Annotated in this window: 17 protein-coding genes and 2 pseudogenes; 11 read left to right on the forward strand and 8 right to left on the reverse strand. The window is 69.2% G+C overall.

The window, feature by feature from the left end:
• The first annotated feature begins 233 nt into the window (after positions 1-233).
• The gene (locus ACF1GV_RS17180; protein ID WP_391681169.1) at positions 234-1,517 is read left to right on the forward strand and encodes an ATP-binding protein; all 1,284 of its coding nucleotides are present in this window, start codon (positions 234-236) and stop codon (positions 1,515-1,517) included.
• 354 nt (positions 1,518-1,871) lie between these two features.
• Here ACF1GV_RS17180 and ACF1GV_RS17185 read toward each other — a convergent pair whose 3' ends face one another.
• Complete coding sequence (locus ACF1GV_RS17185; protein WP_391681171.1) at positions 1,872-2,627, reverse strand: DUF6585 family protein; 756 nt, start codon at positions 2,625-2,627, stop codon at positions 1,872-1,874.
• Between the two features lie 42 nt (positions 2,628-2,669).
• Here ACF1GV_RS17185 and ACF1GV_RS17190 point away from each other — a divergent pair.
• Positions 2,670-3,210: pseudogene (locus tag ACF1GV_RS17190) on the forward strand (transposase family protein).
• Between the two features lie 28 nt (positions 3,211-3,238).
• Here ACF1GV_RS17190 and ACF1GV_RS17195 read toward each other — a convergent pair.
• A complete protein-coding gene (locus ACF1GV_RS17195) occupies positions 3,239-3,877 on the reverse strand; it encodes an HD domain-containing protein (RefSeq protein WP_391681173.1) in 639 nt (212 codons plus the stop codon).
• A gap of 371 nt (positions 3,878-4,248) precedes the next feature.
• Here ACF1GV_RS17195 and arr point away from each other — a divergent pair, with 371 nt between their 5' ends.
• On the forward strand, positions 4,249-4,677 hold the full coding sequence (gene arr, locus ACF1GV_RS17200) for an NAD(+)--rifampin ADP-ribosyltransferase (protein WP_391681175.1): 429 nt from the start codon (positions 4,249-4,251) through the stop codon (positions 4,675-4,677).
• A 197-nt stretch (positions 4,678-4,874) separates the two neighbouring features.
• Positions 4,875-5,411, forward strand: a complete 537-nt coding sequence (locus ACF1GV_RS17205) for an isochorismatase family cysteine hydrolase (RefSeq protein WP_391681177.1) — start codon at positions 4,875-4,877, stop codon at positions 5,409-5,411.
• On the opposite strand, the pseudogene ACF1GV_RS17210 reads toward ACF1GV_RS17205, so the two are convergent.
• Positions 5,404-5,796 (reverse strand): annotated as a pseudogene (locus ACF1GV_RS17210) (transcriptional regulator); the annotation flags it as partial. The gene ACF1GV_RS17205 and the pseudogene ACF1GV_RS17210 sit on opposite strands and share 8 nt — an antisense overlap.
• On the opposite strand from ACF1GV_RS17210, the gene ACF1GV_RS17215 reads away from it, so the two are divergent.
• Complete coding sequence (locus tag ACF1GV_RS17215; RefSeq protein WP_391681179.1) at positions 5,743-6,354, forward strand: LLM class flavin-dependent oxidoreductase; 612 nt, start codon at positions 5,743-5,745, stop codon at positions 6,352-6,354. The pseudogene ACF1GV_RS17210 and the gene ACF1GV_RS17215 sit on opposite strands and share 54 nt — an antisense overlap.
• A gap of 43 nt (positions 6,355-6,397) precedes the next feature.
• Here the strand turns inward: ACF1GV_RS17215 and ACF1GV_RS17220 are convergent, their stop codons facing one another.
• On the reverse strand, positions 6,398-6,862 hold the full coding sequence (locus tag ACF1GV_RS17220) for a cupin domain-containing protein (RefSeq protein WP_391681182.1): 465 nt from the start codon (positions 6,860-6,862) through the stop codon (positions 6,398-6,400).
• 196 nt (positions 6,863-7,058) lie between these two features.
• On the opposite strand from ACF1GV_RS17220, the gene ACF1GV_RS17225 reads away from it, so the two are divergent.
• The 3 genes from ACF1GV_RS17225 to ACF1GV_RS17235 all read left to right on the forward strand — a co-directional run bounded on the left by ACF1GV_RS17225 (position 7,059) and on the right by ACF1GV_RS17235 (position 9,321).
• Positions 7,059-8,015 carry a sigma-70 family RNA polymerase sigma factor gene (locus ACF1GV_RS17225; protein WP_391681185.1) on the forward strand — a complete coding sequence of 319 codons (957 nt, stop codon included), beginning with the start codon at positions 7,059-7,061 and terminating at the stop codon, positions 8,013-8,015.
• Positions 8,016-8,072: 57 nt separating this feature from the next.
• On the forward strand, positions 8,073-8,636 hold the full coding sequence (locus ACF1GV_RS17230; RefSeq protein WP_391681187.1) for a dihydrofolate reductase family protein: 564 nt from the start codon (positions 8,073-8,075) through the stop codon (positions 8,634-8,636).
• A 238-nt stretch (positions 8,637-8,874) separates the two neighbouring features.
• Complete coding sequence (locus tag ACF1GV_RS17235; protein ID WP_391681190.1) at positions 8,875-9,321, forward strand: ATP-binding protein; 447 nt, start codon at positions 8,875-8,877, stop codon at positions 9,319-9,321.
• 155 nt (positions 9,322-9,476) lie between these two features.
• On the opposite strand, the gene ACF1GV_RS17240 is transcribed toward ACF1GV_RS17235, so the two are convergent.
• Positions 9,477-9,848 carry an STAS domain-containing protein gene (locus tag ACF1GV_RS17240; protein WP_391681192.1) on the reverse strand — a complete coding sequence of 124 codons (372 nt, stop codon included), beginning with the start codon at positions 9,846-9,848 and terminating at the stop codon, positions 9,477-9,479.
• Between the two features lie 141 nt (positions 9,849-9,989).
• Here ACF1GV_RS17240 and ACF1GV_RS17245 point away from each other — a divergent pair, with 141 nt between their 5' ends.
• The gene (locus tag ACF1GV_RS17245) at positions 9,990-10,331 is read left to right on the forward strand and encodes a helix-turn-helix transcriptional regulator (RefSeq protein ID WP_391681194.1); all 342 of its coding nucleotides are present in this window, start codon (positions 9,990-9,992) and stop codon (positions 10,329-10,331) included.
• 276 nt (positions 10,332-10,607) lie between these two features.
• Here ACF1GV_RS17245 and ACF1GV_RS17250 read toward each other — a convergent pair whose 3' ends face one another.
• Both ACF1GV_RS17250 and ACF1GV_RS17255 read right to left on the reverse strand, forming a co-directional pair.
• Positions 10,608-11,864 (reverse strand): extracellular solute-binding protein, encoded by a 1,257-nt coding sequence (locus ACF1GV_RS17250; protein ID WP_391681639.1) that lies wholly within the window; start codon positions 11,862-11,864, stop codon positions 10,608-10,610.
• Positions 11,865-12,138: 274 nt separating this feature from the next.
• The gene (locus ACF1GV_RS17255) at positions 12,139-12,552 is read right to left on the reverse strand and encodes an HPP family protein (RefSeq protein WP_391681197.1); all 414 of its coding nucleotides are present in this window, start codon (positions 12,550-12,552) and stop codon (positions 12,139-12,141) included.
• A 398-nt stretch (positions 12,553-12,950) separates the two neighbouring features.
• On the opposite strand from ACF1GV_RS17255, the gene ACF1GV_RS17260 reads away from it, so the two are divergent.
• Positions 12,951-13,547 carry a cation transporter gene (locus ACF1GV_RS17260; RefSeq protein ID WP_391681200.1) on the forward strand — a complete coding sequence of 199 codons (597 nt, stop codon included), beginning with the start codon at positions 12,951-12,953 and terminating at the stop codon, positions 13,545-13,547.
• Positions 13,548-13,666: 119 nt separating this feature from the next.
• On the opposite strand, the gene ACF1GV_RS17265 is transcribed toward ACF1GV_RS17260, so the two are convergent.
• A complete protein-coding gene (locus ACF1GV_RS17265) occupies positions 13,667-14,305 on the reverse strand; it encodes a polysaccharide deacetylase family protein (protein ID WP_391681202.1) in 639 nt (212 codons plus the stop codon).
• A gap of 689 nt (positions 14,306-14,994) precedes the next feature.
• Between ACF1GV_RS17265 and ACF1GV_RS17270 the strand changes: the two genes are divergently transcribed.
• On the forward strand, positions 14,995-16,875 hold the full coding sequence (locus ACF1GV_RS17270) for a propionyl-CoA synthetase (RefSeq protein ID WP_391681205.1): 1,881 nt from the start codon (positions 14,995-14,997) through the stop codon (positions 16,873-16,875).
• Positions 16,876-16,983 lie beyond the last annotated feature (108 nt).

Genomic DNA, 16,983 nt, shown 5'->3' on the forward strand with positions numbered 1-16,983 from the left:
GGTGGCTGCTGCTCGGGTTGGCCGTGCTGTGGCCTGTGCTCCCGACTCGGTTGCGACAGCCACCGGTTCGACATCTTGCAGCAATCCTTGCTGCCCACACAGCAACGCCGGTGAGAGTCAACGACTTCTTGGTCGGTTCACCGGCTTCGGATTGTCCATGATGGAGCAAGCTGCTGGTGCTGCACGCTCCCTAGTCTTCGTGCTTCACGGCCCAAGGCGAAGGGTGGCACCCCATGGACTGGCTGGTCCGCGACTACCGCGAGGACGACCTGGCGGCGGTTGTCCACTTGATCGACACCACAGCTGAACTCGGCCAGGAGTCCGTCTTCTCCTTCGCCGAGTGCATCGCAGCGTTGACGGCCAGGGAGCCCGCCGTGGTCGCCGTCCACGGTGGCGCGGTGATCGGCTCGGCGCTCGCCTGTCTGGCGGGGGAGCGCGCCTGGGTGATGCGGATCGCGATCGAACCCGTCTGGCGTGGACGAGGGCTGGCCAGCGCGCTGCTGCGGGAGCTGGAGCGGCGTCTTGTGGCAGCCCGGGTACAGCGAATCGCCTACGTCCTGCCCACGGAGGAGCTGCTCGGCGAGGGACTGGCCAACGCGGGCTACACGAGAAGGCCCGCCGTCGCCTACTACGAGCGCGTCGAGCCGCCGACCGGCCCGATGGCCCACACCCTCGAGGAACTGGGCGGCCATTGGCTGCCGGGTCATCTGTGGCAGGGGGTGGCCGGCATGAAGGCGGAGAAGGAGCTGATCGAACGCCGTGTGGTGATGCCGCTCGCCCAGCCGGAACGCGCGGCCCGGCACGGGGTACGGCCGCCACGGGCGATCACCCTCTTCGGGCCGCCCGGCACGGGCAAGACCACCTTCGCCCGGGCCATGGCCTCGCGCCTGGGCTGGCCGTTCGTCGAACTGCTTCCCTCCCGCCTCGCAGACGGTGGCAACCTTGCCGCCGCGCTGCGTGCCGCGTTCACCCGGATCGCGGAACTGGAGCGGGTGCTCGTCTTCATCGACGAGGTGGAGGAAATCGCACCGGTACGCGGCGGGGGGACTCCTGCGGGTATGCACGCCGTCACCAACGAACTGCTCAAGCTCATCCCCGGTTTCCGCGAACGTGACGAGCGGTTGCTGGTCTGTGCCACCAACTCCGTCCGCTCGCTCGATCCTGCCTTCCTGCGCCCGGGCCGTTTCGACCATGTGATCCCGATCGGCACGCCGGACCCCGAAGCGCGCAGGGCGATCTGGTCCCGTCACACCGAGGACCGCACCGACGTCGACCTCGACACGCTGGTGAAGGCGAGTGATCTGTTCACCCCGGCAGACATCGAGCAGGCTGCGCGGGCCGCCGCCCAGGCCGCGTTCGAACGTGACCTGTACGCGGGCGACGCGGCAGTCGCCGACGACGGGGCCGGAGCGACGACACAGGACTACCTCACGGCGATCGACCAGTGCCGTCCCACGGTCACCCGAAGCATGATCGAGGAGTTCACCGCCGACATCACCGCGCACGCCCGGTTGTGAGCGCCGCCTCTGACTCACACTCCCGCAACGAGACCGGTCGGGAGGTCGGTAGCGGGAACTTCCGGGTGAGGCTTGAGCGCTTGACGTGGTGGGCGTATGCGCTCAGGTATGCAGGGGGGCCGGGCCGCTGCAGAGCGCTGGGACGCAGATACTCGAAGGCCGGGGCAGCCGAGGCCGCTGTCATTGGGCCGGCGCTGTCCGGCCCGCCGGCAAGGCCGACTCCCCGGACCGCGGTCACCGCCGCACCTGCCAGAACGGCCCCAGCCCGGCCAGCGCTTCCCGCTCACTGAAGGGTGTCCTGCCCAGGGGCTGAGCGGGCCGGGGCGGCGCCGGTGGCGCGGTGGTCACCGGTGGTCAGAGGGCCTGGCGCGCGCCACCGTGTCGGAGCCGGTCGACGAGGGCGAGGAAGAGGAAGAAGTTCGGGATCTTCTGGACCGGCACCCTCGCCCAGGGAAGCTTCTTACCCGCCTTGCGCAGCACCAGCACACCCTGAGAGAGCTCGACGTTCTCGATTTCCCGCCAGGTCAGACTGTCCCTTGCCGTGGCCACACCACCCAGGTTCACCGAAAGGTCCCCGTAGGCCAGGGTCCCGCCCTGCTCCAGCCGGGCAAGCAGCGAGGGCAGCTGCGCCCGGGTGATTTCCTGCTGGATCGCCGGCCCCCACTGCTCGGGCCGGGCGTAGAACCCGGTCACCTTGAGCGTCGTGCCGTCCTCGCGGTGGAGCGTGTAGAGGTGGGTGGTCCCGACGTAGACACCATTGGCGTACCGCTCGGTGATCTGCTGGAGCACCGTCATGGAGTCCCAACGGAAGACGGAGACCTCGCCGTTCCTCCCCGCCTCGGCCAGGCCGTAGTCGAACAGGTGCAGTCGGCGTGCAGCCTGCTTGCGTGAGAGATTGGGCGTCTGAGCAGCGAGCCAGAAGAAGTAGACGCCCAGGGGAGGAAGGATCAAGGAGACGGTTCCCATGAGCAGGAGGGCGCCCAGCCGCCCCGCCCCGGCACGCTGCGGCAGGAACGTCGCCCGCAGCTGTCCGAGCCCTTCGGTCCCCGCGGGCGCCGCGTAATGGGCCGCTGCCTGCCAGGGGCCCTGCTGAGCGGTAGGTCCTGCCATGAGCCATGCTCCTCGCCGTGATGGTTCAGGAATTCGGCGACCATTGTGCGGTCCGGGCCGAGACCTGTACGCGGCGGGGGCCTCGCCGCTGAGCGCGGTCGACAGGCTCTGCTCGCTCTCGCCCACCTCCGCGACGGACACACCTACGCCCAGCTCGCAGCCGGTTTCGGCGTCGGTACCACTACCGCCTACCGCTACGTCACCGAGGCAGTCGAGCTCCTGGCCGCCCTCGCACCCACACCACCGGCCCTGCCCGGAGCCGTGCATGACGTCCGGGCGGCACGCGAGCACGGCATCGTCGATGCCCTCGCCGAGACGGGCATCAACTGCTGGGCCGAGAAGGGCTACCCAGGGTGCCGGCGGCACGGTCCGCACTCCTTACCGCGGCCGTTGGAACAGTCTTTCCACAGGCCAGCAGGACGGCGACCGGTCGCATGCGAAGATCCGGGCACTCGTCGAACAGGCCGTCGCCACTGCGAAGTCCTGGCGGCTCCTCTGCCGGCTCCGATGCTCAACCACCCGGATCACGAGCCTCGTCCGGGCCGTCCTGAGCCTGCATCCGGCCAGCCTGAATCGAGGATGAAAAAGGCGCACTGCATACTGCTGCCGCGTCACCGCGGCCAGGGAGCCTCGTTGATGCGGTCGACCATCGAGGTGCGGCGGAATCCGGGGAGGAAGTGTTCCAGAACATCCGCATTGACGGTCCCGTAGGTGGTGTCGGGGCGGTCCTTCAGGCCGTCGACGAACGCCCGCAGGAATTCCTTCTTGAAGTCCCCGCGCGGATGAGCGGTGACGATCTCGTCCAACTGCTCGCTGTCGATTCCGTCCAGCCCCCAGCCGACCGCGTCGGTCAGCACGCCGTAATTCGTGGCAGCGATCTCGGGGCCCATACGGCCGGGAATACCCGGCGTGGTGTGCAGGGCGATCGCCAACCACACCACCTCGGCGGCGCTCTTGGAGAAGCCGTGGTCGAGCATGAACTTCCGCGCGTGGTCGGCGCCGTCCAACTCGAAACGCTGCCGTGTGTCGGAGTACGGGACAGTAAGGCCCGCATCATGGAACATCGCCGAGATGTAGAGCAACTCGGGATCGGGCCGCAGGCCCAGTTTTCGTGCGTGCAGGGAACCGAAGAGAAAGACACGTCGGGAGTGGTGGAAGATCAGGGGATTCGTCCTCTCCCGAAGAAAGTCGGTGGCCTCCGCTACAGCCGAGGTCTCGGGTACTTCGACCCCTGCGATGGTGTCGGTCATGATGTCCGCTTTCCGATGTGATGTGCGACGAGTGGACCGTGCGTCCACTGTCCACGGTGCCGACCATGCAGCCCCCGGCGCCGCCTCGGTCCGGCCACGAATCACTCGAATCCAGTCATCTCACCTCACGCTCGCGCTCGTCGAGGAGGACCACGGTCCCGGCGTCAGCCGGAAGGCGGCCCGCTCCCTGACCGCCGCACGATCGTCGACCTGGTCCCGCCGGGTCCCGTCGGCAACACGGGTACACCGCGACGCAGGCCGCGTCCTTGGCCGGTTTCCCTGGTTACGGGAGTCTGCGCCGTCTCTTTGCGCGGGAGTTGTGCATTCTGGTTCTCTGTCAGACCCATGCCCACGCCGCCGAAGGAGTACCCATGACCAGCGCCCCTGTTCCCTTCCAGGCGTACGAGGCAGGAACGTACCTGCACGGTACGAAGGCGGACCTTGTTCCGGGGGATCTGCTGGCCCCCGGCTACGCATCCAACTACGAGGAAGGGCGCACCTCCCGTCACGTCTACTTTTCCGAAACCCTGGATGCCGCAGTCTGGGGTGCCGAGCTCGCAGCCGGCGACGGGCCGGGGCGGATCTACGTGGTGGAGCCGACCGGTGCTCTGGAGGACGATCCCAACGTCACCGACAAGAAGTTCCCGGGCAACCCGACCCGCTCCTATCGCACGAGCGAGCCCGTGCGCGTCGTGTCGGAACTCAAGGGCTGGGTCGGACATTCCCCGGAGCAGATCAAGGCCATGCTGGATGGCCTGGACGACCTTCGCCGCCGCGGTATCGCCACGATCCTGGACTGAGGAGGGTTGGGGGCTGAGCTCCGAGCAGGTCATGGCCCGTATCCGTACGGAGCACGATGTAGGAGACCCCCAAATGGTCCACGCGTCCCGACGATGCGGCCGGCTTTTCAGTCCCTCGTGTCCCTGAGTTCTGTTCTGTCACCACTGATCGGCCCCGTTACGGGCCTCGAATGCCGAGCGGTGGGAACCTGGGCGGCATGGGCAAGACCGCACTGATCGTCATCGACATGATCAACACATATGACCACGCTGACGCCGAGCTGTTGATTCCCTCGGTCGAGTCGGTAGTGCCCGTGCTGACCGATTTGCTGGACCGGGCGCGGCGCAGCGGCGTCACCGTGATCTACGTCAATGACAACTTCGGAGAGTGGCGCTCTCACCACGGCGAACTCCTCGAAGAAGCCCTCTCGGGGCCGCACGCCGGGCTGGTGCGGCCACTGCGGCCCGACGACTCCTCCCTTTTCGTGGTCAAGGCCCGCCACTCCGCCTTCTACGAGACTCCGCTGGAGTATCTGCTCCGTGCCCAAGGCTTCGAACAGCTGGTGCTGTGCGGTCAGGTGACGGAGCAATGCGTGCTCTACTCCGCACTGGACGCCCACATCCGCGGTTTCCAGGTCGTGGTTCCCCGCGACGCCGTGGCCCACATCCATGCCGACCTCGCCGACGCCGCGCTGCGCATGATGGAGCGGAACATGAGTGCCCAGGTGTGCGACAGCAGTGAGCTGTGGGCATAGCGGCCGCGGCAGCGGAAGCCATCTCCCCGGCGGTCGTCGAAAGTGCCTGGGCGGTCGCCGGGTCGGCGGGCAGGAACGCCTCCAGCTTCAGCTCGGCGAGTGTGACGTCGACGGCGGTCGCGAAGGTCGTGACGGTGGTCACCAGGCGCAGCTCACCGTAGGAGGACTGCAGCTGGAGCGGAACGGCGAAACCGAGCTGCCCGGCAGACGGTTCCAGCTCGGGCACCTACCGGATGAGCTCGTCACGCAGCTCCGCCAGGTGGTGGAGGCGGGCCAGGATGTGACGCGCCCACGCGGCGAGATTGCGGATGCGGGGAGCCACGCCGTCGGGATGCAGCGCGAGGCGGTAGACATTCGTGCCCGGGCCCGCCAGCTCGGGCGCCGCTGTTCGTACGGCGAGATCCTCCAGTTCTCCGGGATCCCGCCCATGACCAGGCCGTTCCGGGCCGGTGGCCCACCCGTCCGGCTCGGCGGCGCGGCCCCGGCGGCACTGGCACGTACCGGCCGGATGTACGACGGCTGGCTGCCCTACCCGCCCGACCCCGCCGAGTACACCTCCGGCCTTCGCGAGGTCCGTGAAGCGGCGGCCGCCGCCCGACGCTCGGCCGGTGACATCACCCCGGCCCTGTTCGTCTCCGTGCATATCGCCGACGACATCGGCAGCGGCCGTCAGGCACTCGACGCCTACGCACGGGTCACCTACGGCGTGCCGCTGGTGGAACTGGAGAAGATCCAGGCCGTGGTGACCGGTACCGCCGACCGAGTGGTCGAGCGCTTGGGACAGTACGTGGCCGCCGGCGCCCGGCACATCGTCGGCCGACTCGGCGCCCTGGATCTGCGTTCACAGCGCGAGCAGCTCGAACGGTCCGCGGAGCTGATCCCCGCTCTCCGGACGGCAGCGGGCCGGGCTGAAACTCCGGACCGTGAGCCCGGCCGACCCTGAAGGACGGATCACCGCGCACATGAGTCTGGCTGCTCTTCGTCTCTCACGGGCTGCTGGTGTCCGCATCACGTGGCAGCAGAGTGAAGTCCGCCCAGTCGAAACCGGGCGCCACTACGCAGGTGACAAGCACCGGTCCGCTGCCGATGGGACGGGCGGTTTGCCACCGCCCGGCGGGCACAACGGCCCACAGCGTCTGCCCAGCAGCCCTTTGGGGGCCGAGAAACACGGGGGAGACCTGATCATCCGGCTCAGTGCTGTGTGTGAGGGCCAGTGCGCTGCCCCTTTGCCACAGCCACAGCTCGTCGCCGGCGACGCGGTGCCAGTGTGAGTGCTCACCGGGCGCCAGGAGGAAGTGGATGGCCGTAGCGGCCGCACGCCGTCCGCGAGCAGTATCGACTTGCTCACCTGTCCACAGTCTCCGATACCAGCCGCCTTCCGGGTGCGGCTCGAGACCGAGTTCTGCGATGAGCGCGTGCGAGGCGCTGTCGCGGGCACCTTCTCGCCCCATGGTTTGTTGTCCTCCTACAGGTGGTCACGCAACGCCAGTGGTATCAGACAGGTTTTGTCTCCCGAGTATGTTGGCCACCATCGCCGTCCAGACCCCCGGCACTAGACCGCCCCCCGCCTGCTTGGTGACCCATGCGCCGCACGGGCCGGTGTGTTTTCTCCGGAGATCGAGAACCCTGGGCTTCTCAAGAGTCGGTGTGCGGCATGATGAGTCTGTGGATTTCGAGCCGTACCGGGGTGAGTTGGTGGCGTTCTGCTACCGGATGCTGGGTTCGTTCCACGAGGCCGAGGATCTGGTGCAGGAAACCTTGCTGCGCGCCTGGAAGGCCCGTGACCGCTACGACCCGGCTCGCGCGTCGGTGCGGACCTGGCTGTACCGGATCGCGACCAACGTGTGCCTGACCGCCCTGGAGGGACGCGCACGGCGCCCCCTGCCGTCCGGGCTGGGGGCGCCGAGCGACGATCCCGGGGCGCCGCTGGTGCCGGCGCACGATGTGCCCTGGCTGGAGCCGTTCCCCGACGCGCGGTTCGATGTGGAGATCAGGGTCGATCTGCGGCTCGCGTGGGTGGCGGCGGTGCAGGTTCTGCCGGCGCGGCAGCGGGCGGTGCTGGTACTGCGTGACGTGCTGGCGTTCAGCGCCGCGGAGGTGGCAGAGCAGTTGGGGACCACGGTCACGGCGGTCAACAGTGCGCTGCAGCGTGCCCGCGTCGCCCTGGCCGGTGTGGCCGATGCCGGGGCGGTCACCGAGCCCGATGATCCGGAGGTGCGGGCGGTCGTCCAGCGTTACATGCTGGCGTTCGAGGCTGCGGACGTCCCCGCCTTGGTGCGGTTGCTGGCCGACGACGCGGTGCTGGAGATGCCGCCGGTGCCGCTGTGGTACCGGGGCAGCCGGGACTACGGCCGGTTCATGGAGCGGGTGTTCGCGATGCGCGGCACGGGCTGGGGCCTGCGGGAGCTGACCGCGAACGGGCAGCCCGCGCTCGCCGCGTACGCGCCGGAGCCCGGTGGTGGGCACCGTCTGCACACCCTGCAGGTATTCGCTGTCACCGACGGCCGCATCGTGCGCAACGTCGTGTTCGCCGATCCGCGGGTCTTCGACGCCTTCGAGCTTTCGCGGGAGATTTCCTCAGGCGATTTCCGCCGGGAGCGATGAGTCCGGGCGGTGCGGCCGGTACGTACCGGTGAGCACTGAACCGAAGGGAACCTCATCGTGAGTGTCATCGTCATCGAGTTCATCACCCTGGACGGGATCGTGTCCGACCCGGACGGGTCCGCGGGCACGCCGCTGGGCGGCTGGGCGTTCCGGTACGGCCCCGAGGCGGTCGCCGGGGACAAGTTCCGGCTCGGCCGCACGCTGGACGAGGGGGTGCTACTGCTCGGGCGCGCCACCTGGCAGCTGTTCTCCCGACTGTGGCCGGGCCGCGACGATCCGTTCGCCGCACGGATGAACGCCGTGCCGAAGCTGGTCGCCTCCCGCACCCTGACCCACGCCGACGCCTCGGTGTGGCAGAACTCCCAGGTCATCGACGGCGACCTGGTCGACGTCGTCAAGCGCGAGCGGCGCGATCTGGTCGTCACCGGGAGCCTGAGCGTCGTGGACCGGCTGATGGCCTTGGACCTGGTCGACGAGTACCGGCTGCTGACCTTCCCCACCGTCCTCGGCACCGGCCGGCGACTCTTTCCGGCCGAGGGCCCTCACACCGAGCTGGAATGCCTGGCTGCCGAGCAGGTCGGCGCCGCCGTCCTCACCCGCTACCGGCGGGCCGCCTCATGACCGCCCGCTTCATCGCCCTGTATGAGACGCGCGTCGCCCCCGCGGCATCCGACCGGTACGGTCACGGCGCCTGAAGCGGACCCGAGCCAGCAGGGCGGCAGAGCTGAGAGCTGATCGTGTGGTGCAGCCGACAGGAGATCTCAGGCGTCATTCGTGGAGAAGCGGGTATGTGCGGGCCGTGAACGGGTCAGTGAGCACGATGTGGATGGATGCGGCACCTGTGGGCGAGGACAGCACCATGCCCGGCAAACGGGGCATGCAGACCACGACAGCACTTGACGGCGACGGCACGGACATTGCCCACGCCCGCCGCCTTGCCGTCGACTTCCTCACCCGCGTGCAGACCGAGCACGGCCTGCCCGTCTCTCAGCGCGCCATGGACCTCACGCAGCTCGTGGTGAGCGAGCTGGTCACCAACGCCCGCAAGTACGCCCCCGGCCCGGTGCTGCTGGATCTGCGCATTCTCGGCGACCTGGTGGAGATAGTGGTGTGGGATTCCGATCCGGTGCTGCCGGTGGCGCGGGCCGCGGATGTCGGCCGGGTCGGCCAGCACGGCCTGGAGATCGTGATGGCCGTCGCCCAGGGTTTCGAGGTCCAGCGGGAACCGGTCGGCAAACGCGTCACTGCCCGCCTCGCCCTGGCCGACGACCTGGGTGGTGCCGTCTCCGGACGCCCGCCCCTGTAAAGCCCCGCCCGTCCTCACTGAGAACCTGAACCCACGGTTGACGGGCCGGCACCTCGTGCCGCTCGCCCAGTGGGCATCAGGCAGCGCCGCTCCCTCGGCGTACGTGTGGTCTTCCCGCGCACTCGTGCTCAGGACTCCCATCAGAAGACGTGACGTCACGAGACGGCGGCGTCGTCGAGCGTGTCGCGGATCTCCAGGAGGTTGTCGACTCCGGTGATCTCGCAGACCCGCCGAACCGGAGCGGACGGCGCGACCAGGCGCAGGGTGCCCGCGCGATGGATGAGGATCAGCAGATTCAAGAATGTCGAGTCCGCGAAGGTGACACCGGAGGCCTCCAGGATCACCTTGGGGTGTTCCGCGGCCGCGGACTTCAGCGCATCCGCCAACGGCGTGATCGACTCCATGTCGTAGGCGCCGCGAGCACCAATCACCCAGGCCCCACGCCATTCGTACTGCAGCACGCCGGCTTCCTGCGAGGCACGCCCGGAGATCTGTTCCGGCAGTGGCGTGCCGCCGGTGTTGCTCATGAGGGTCGGCCTCATGGCCTCGTCCCGCAGCACCTTCGGGCTCCTCCCTGTGGCTCTCCTGACGGAGCAGACGTCATCCGTTGCATGAAAACTATGTCATGTAACTGGGTTCCTGCAACAACGCCCTCTAAGATGCCGGACATGGTTGGAGTACCTGAGTCACACACCGGATGGACGTTCATCACCAGCCACGCGCGCGTGCTTGCAGCCATCGCGGACAACCCGAACGCCCGCATCCGCGACCTCGCCGCCCATTGCCGGCTCACCGAGCGCGCCGTCGCGCGGATCATCTCCGATCTCGAGCAGGACGGTTACCTCTCCCGCACCCGGGAAGGGCGCACGAACACCTACCGCATCGAGCCGGACAAAGTGCTGCGCCACCCGGCGGAAGCCGGCCTCCCCGTGGCCTCCCTGCTGTCCCTGCTCGTGCAGGACGAAACCGAACGCAGCACGACACCGGCCGCCGCCCCTGCCCCGCGGTAAGGCGTCGTATCAGTTGAGACGGCGCTGAACGGCGACGGCTGCAGCAAGGTCGACGGAGGCGAGGAAGTTCTCGTCGCGATGCCTACAAGCGGCGCACCGCCGTCGCGTGATGCATCAACCGCCCGAAGCGGTGGAGGGGGCACCGTCGCTCGCTTCTGGCAGTCGAGGGGGCGGTACTGGGCTGAACGCCGGCGGAGCACGGGGAGGCCGGCCGTCAGCCGCTGTCCCGGCGTCAGCGGCCGGACGTCATGGCGGGGACCGGCCGACGACGCATCGCTACTTTCGCTGGGATGTGACCCGGACTTGCTGGGCGATGTCCTCCAGTACGGTCTTCGGGTCGGCGGAGGGTGCGACGGCCTTGCCGATGGTGCGCTTGATGGTGTTGCTGACCTGCAGCCACGACGGTTCGTTGACCGGGTAGAGCTGGGCTGTGCGCAGTGCGGTGAGGAACTGCTCGGTGCTGGGGTCCGTCGCCGTGCCCTGGGAGGCCTGGGTGGCGGTCACCGTCGAGGGCAGCAGGTGGTAGCGCCCGGCGAACTCGTTGAGGTTCTTGTCCTCGTAGACGAAGTTGAGGAATGCGCCGACCAGTTCACGATTGCCGTCATGTTTGAAGGCCATCATCCAGTCGGCGACGCCCACCGACGGCGGGGTCTCCCCTTCGCGCAGCGTGTCGGACACCGGCATGGTCAGCGTGCCGACCTTCATGCCCTTCTCTCTCGCCTCGTCGAGGAGTGAGGGGTAGCCGTTGACCATGCCGACGTCACCGCGCAGGAAGGCGGCGAAGGCGTCCTGCCGGTTCAGCTCGGCCGGCGGGGTAGGTCCGGTCAGGCCCGGTGCAACCAGGTTGTCCTTGATCCAGCGGAAGGTCTGGATGTTCTGCTCGGACGCGATGTTGTAGCCGCCGCTGTGGTCGGTGTACCCGCCGCCGTTGCTGAGTTCCCAGATGAGGGCTTCGGCGTGCGCTTCCTCGGGACCGAGCGGCAGGGCGTACGGATAGAGCACATTCTCATGCTTCAGTGCCTTGGCCGCGTGCTTCAGGTCCGACCAGGTCTTCGGCGGCTCTGCTCCGGCCCTGTCGAACAACTCCTCGTTGTAGAAGAGGAGCCGGCTGCTGGCCACGAAGGGCAAGCCGTAGAGCGTGTCGTCGACCGAGCCGGCCTCTGCGAGCGGCGGCAGGAAGTTCGCCTCGGCCTTGATCGGCAGCAGCTGATCGGCGGCGTAAAGGCGGCCCTGGGCGGCGAAGTCGGAGTACGCGCCCATGAGGGCCACGTCCGGGGCATCGTCCTCCTGGACCATGCGTGTGACCTCGCGGTCGATGTCGGCCCACGGGTAGAGCGTCACCTCGACCTTCTTGCCGGGGTGGGCGGCGGTGAAGGCGGCGGTCAGCTTGTCCCAGTACGCCTTGGAGCTGGTCGCCGGGCTGTCGCCGTACTCGGGGACCACCAGGCGCAGCTTGGTCCCGCCGCTTTCGGACGAGCCGCAGGCGGTGAGAGCGGAGCCCAGCAGTCCCAATGCGGCCACGCAGGCGGTCATGCCGAAGAGTCTTGGTCGCACGGATGTTTCCTCTTGATCTTTCCAGCAGTGCAACCGGAATCCTCTCCCGGCGCGGGGGAAAAAGCGCCCCCTGCCGGACAACTGTGGCCATAGCTCCAACTGAGCCGATTCCGAATGGTGTCTTCCGATATGCCGCCGCCGATTCCGGCGCGCGTAGAACCTCCGTGACGGATCGGCACCACCCCGGACCTGGCACACACGGCCCGCGAGCCGGCCGAGTTCACCGGGTCCGAGGGACATGCGCGTTCGCTCGTCACCACCAGTAGACGGGGTAGCGGGGTGCATGCTTGGGCAGCCCGGCGATGGTCCCGGCGCTGACCAGAAGCAGAGTTGCGGTGAGCAGAAGGGTGACGAACCTCAGGGGGGCGGGTGACTGCAGGACGACGATGACGGCGGTGGCCGCTGCCGGGGAGTGAGGCGTCCTGGTGATCATCATGGTGCCGAGAGCGAGACCGCCTGCCAGTGCGGCAGCCCATGTCGAGCTCCCGAAGCAGGCCAGTACCAGGTAGCCGCCGAGTGCGGACAGCAGGTGACCGCCGATCAGGCTGCGCGGCTGCGCGAGAGGCAGCTGCGGGGTGCTGTGCACGAGGGCAGCGCTGGCTGCGAGGGGCGGGATGAGCAGCGGTTCGTGCAGCACAGCGCCCGTAGCGGCCAACAGCAGCAGCACGGAGATGACGGAGGTCGTGGCGTGAAGGGCGTGACGGTGTCCGGCGGGGGCGGGAGCGCGGCCTGCGAGCAAGCGCCGGGCAGCCGGGCGCGGGGCGGTATCGGTACTCACGTGTCTCTCGGGACCTGGGCCTGGGGCCTGGAATGCGGGCAGGGGGGAACGGTCCCGTGCTGATGTGCAACGCGCCCCGTGGTCGACGTGGGCTGACCTTGCGCCGAGCTTCCGATCGGGGCGGCGCAGTCCTGGTGCTTATCTAACCAGCAGGTGGCAGCGGTGTTGCGGGCGGCCCCCGCCCAGGCTCAGGGACCTCTGCGGTGACTCGCGACAACGAGGCCGGCCGTGCGCCCGAAGCGCTTCTTCCTGGCCCATGGGCAGGGCGGGTCTGGGAGGATGTCGCGGTGACCGGCACCGATGACATCGCCCGCCAGATGCTCGTCCGTCGCGGCTTCGTTCTGGAGTACGCCACCCTCGGCTGGAACGTCATCGGCATCGTGGTGCTCAGCGTCGCCGCGATTTCGGCGAGGTCCGTGGCACTGGCCGGGTTCGGTCTTGACTCCCTGATCGAGATCGGCGCCTCCACCGTGGTGATCTGGGAGCTGTCCGGTACGGGCGAGGAGCGCCGACGCCGTGCGCTGAAGCTGATCGGTGTCGGCTTCGGCCTGCTGGCGGCCTACTTGCTGGTCCAGTCCACATGGGTGCTGGCCAGTGGCTTCCGGCCCCACCACTCGCGGCTGGGAGTCGGCTGGACCGCGGTCACCGCCGCAGTGATGTTCGCGCTCGCGGCCGGCAAGGCACGTACCGGTACGGCGCTGGACAACCCGGTGCTGAAGACCGAGGGGCGGGTGACCCTGATCGACGGCCTGCTGGCCGTCGCCGTGCTGCTGGGCCTCCTGCTGAATTCTCTGGCCGGTCTGTGGTGGGCCGACCCGGCCGCCGGATACGTGCTGGTCTACTACGCGCTGCGGGAGATCAAGGAGATCTTCGACGACCACTGACGCCGGGGCGGTGAGCGTGTTTCAAGGCCGACGGTGACGTTCCCCGGCATGGCTTGGACGTGGGCGATCCGAGGTGACGCACTGCGGGGGCCCAGGTGCTGTCGCCTCACCCTGACCGATCAAGGCCTCATGTATCCGCTCCGTGCCGTGGAGATGAGAAGAGTACGCAGGTCGATGACGCGGTAACCGCGGGCCGTGAACGCGTCGAGGATCCGGGGAAGTGCCTGCGCGTCGATCACCTGATCACGTCCCTCGGACGCGCCGACGTGCATCTGCAGGATCGCCCCTGGACGAAGAGCGTCCAGCGCCCGGCGTACCGCACGGTCCACGGTCATGCCCCCCTCGGTGCCCTTCCATCCGTCGGTGTCGGTGGTGAATTCGATGTCTGCGAATCCCAGTTCGTTGACCTCTCCGATCTGGGCGGGGGTGGTCTCGCCGTAAGGGAACCGGAAGAACGGGGCCAGGGCGCGCCCTGCTCCGGCGGCGCGCAGGGCCCGGTCCGCTGCCCGGACCTCCCGGCTCCTTCCGGCGGCGGTCAGGTCGTTGAAGTAGGGATGGCTGTAGGAGTGGTTGCCCAGCCCGTGTCCCGCAGCGGCGATCCTCTTGACCACCTCACGGTAGCGGTCGGCGAAGTCACCGGTCAGGAAGAACGTGGCCGGTGTGCGCCGGTGGGCGAGCTCACCGAGGACGCGTTCCAGGCCGGCGTCGTTCCAGGCCGCGTTGAACGTCACCGCGACCACGTGGTCGCGGGTGGCCATCACACGGTTCTCGGACCCGAACAGAGCCCGAAGGCCCTCGTCCGCAGTCGCCACCGGCCCTGGCGAAAAGGGCCTGGCCGTTGCGCGGGCGGCTACGGATGTCACCCCCCATGCCGCGGCGAGGAGCCCGGCGGACACCAGGCGGCGGGAGACAAACCGGCGTGCGGGGACAGAGCGTGCTTCCATGCCACCGTCATCGGCAGACCCTCATCCGCCCCTGAGCCCGTGCCCGTGCCCGTGGCGGTGCGAGGCGGGTTTCGCGCGGCCGGCCTACGCCGCCGGTGCAGGCGGCCAGCAGTACCTGGCCGCCAGGACCCGCTCGACCGGCGACGTCCACACGCGGATGACCGCGACGCCCGCCCCGCTTGTGGCGGGCCCCGCAGCCTGCGCCTCCCGCCGCGCCCGCGGCGGTCGCACCTTCCGGGCGTGTCCGCTGCGGCCAGGCCCCAGACTGCCCGGTGCGGCCTCGGGGGAGTGGCCGGCGGCCCGGCGGTGCCCCGTCCGGTCCGGACGGGTCTCCGCCGGCGGTGGTGGGCCGCGCCCGAGGGCCGGATGATGGCTGATGTGCCGCCACCTCCTTCCGCCCCGGCTCGCGGCTCCGCCCCGGCGGTCGGCGCCGGGACGGACGTATCCGCGCGGGCGGCTGGGCCGTGCCGCGCGGACGGGACCGCGAAGGAGTGACCCCGCAGATGGATGTCTACCGTGAGCTCTACCGGCGCAGCATCGCCGAGCCCGAGGCTTTCTGGGCTGAGGCCGCCACGTCCGTGACCTGGGACCGGGACCCGGTGCGAGTCCTGGACTCGGGGCGCCCGCCGTTCCACCGCTGGTTTCCCGACGCCGTGATGAACACCTGCCGCAACGCCCTCGACCGCCACGTCGAAGCCGGCCACGGAGCCCGCACCGCCCTGATCCACGACAGCCCCGTCACCGGCACCACGAGCAGCGTCAGCTACGCACAACTCCTCGACCTGACCGCACGGTTCGCCGGTGTGCTGCGCGGCCTCGGCGTCGGCAAGGGCGACCGCGTGGTCATCTCCATGCCGATGGTGCCGCAGGCCGTGATCGCCATGCTGGCCTGCGCCCGGATCGGTGCCGTCCACTCCGTCGTCTTCGGCGGCTTCGCCGCGAAGGAACTCGCCGTGCGTATCGACGACGCCCGGCCCAAGGTCGTCGTGTCCGCGTCCTGCGGCATCGAGGCCAGTCGTGTCGTCCCGTACAAGCCGATGCTCGACGAGGCACTACGGCTGGCCCACCACACGCCCGAGCGCTGCGTGATCCTGCAGCGGCCGCAGGCCCCGGCCGACCTCGGCGACCGCGACCTCGACTGGGACGAGGCGACGGCGGCCGCCGAACCCGCCGACTGCGTGACAGTGGCCGCGACCGACCCCCTGTACATCCTGTACACCTCCGGCACCACCGGCCGGCCCAAGGGCGTCGTCCGTGACAACGGCGGTCACGCCGTCGCCCTCGCCTGGAGCATGCGTCACATCTACGGCATCGACCCCGGCGACGTGTGGTGGGCCGCTTCCGACGTCGGCTGGGTCGTCGGCCACTCCTACATCGTCTACGCCCCGCTGATCGCCGGTGCCACGACCGTCATCTACGAGGGCAAGCCCGTCGGCACCCCGGACGCCGGAGCCTTCTGGCGGGTGATCGCCGAGCACGACGTGAAGGCCCTGTTCACCGCGCCCACCGCGATCCGCGCGATCAAGAAGGAGGACCCGGAAGGCGCCCTCTTCGCCCAGTACGGTGTGAGCAGCCTGCGCAGCCTCTTCCTCGCCGGCGAGCGACTCGACACCGACACGTACGCCTGGGCGACGGGCGTCCTCGGGGTGCCCGTCGTCGACAACTGGTGGCAGACGGAAACGGGCTGGCCGATCACCGCTGCGCCTCGCGGTGTCGACGGCGTCGCCCTCCGGCCCGGCTCGCCCGGTGTGCCGATGCCGGGCTACGACCTGCGCATCCTCGACCCGACCGGCAACGAGTGCGCCCCGGGCCAGGACGGCGCGGTGGCCCTGGGCCTGCCGCTGCCGCCGGGCACCCTGCCGACACTGTGGCAGGACGACGAGCGGTACGTGGCCTCGTACCTGTCGCAGTATCCGGGGTACTACCTCACCGGTGACGGCGGGCACGTCGACGAGGACGGCTACGTCTTCGTCACCGGCCGTATCGACGACGTCATCAACGTCGCCGGGCACCGGCTGTCCACCGGCGTCATCGAGGAGGTGGTGGCCTCCCATCCGGACGTCGCGGAGTGCGCGGTGATCGCTGTGCGGGACGAGCTGAAGGGACAGGTGCCGCGCGCCTTGGCCGTCCTCAAGGCCGGCGCCGAAACCACGCCGGAGCGGCTGGAGCGCGAGATCGTCGCAGAGGTGCGTGGCCAGGTCGGCGCCGTCGCCTCCTTGAAGCAGGTCACCGTGGTGCCCGCGCTGCCCAAGACCCGTTCGGGCAAGATCCTCCGGGGGGCCATGCGTGACATCGCCGACGGCCGTGACACCCCGACGCCCGCCACGGTCGAGGACCCGGCCGTACTCGACGCACTGCGCCGAACCCTCCGTCCGCAGCCCTGAGGCGAACGTCGCACGTCGTCCCCGGGTCCCTCCCCGTCGGAGGTCATAGGCGCCGGCCCTGACCACGACGTCGTGTGGGGAGCCACCCCGGCCGGCGCGACACCGGTT

This window comes from Streptomyces sp. NPDC014006 (assembly GCF_043088925.1).
GTDB lineage: Bacteria > Actinomycetota > Actinomycetes > Streptomycetales > Streptomycetaceae > Streptomyces.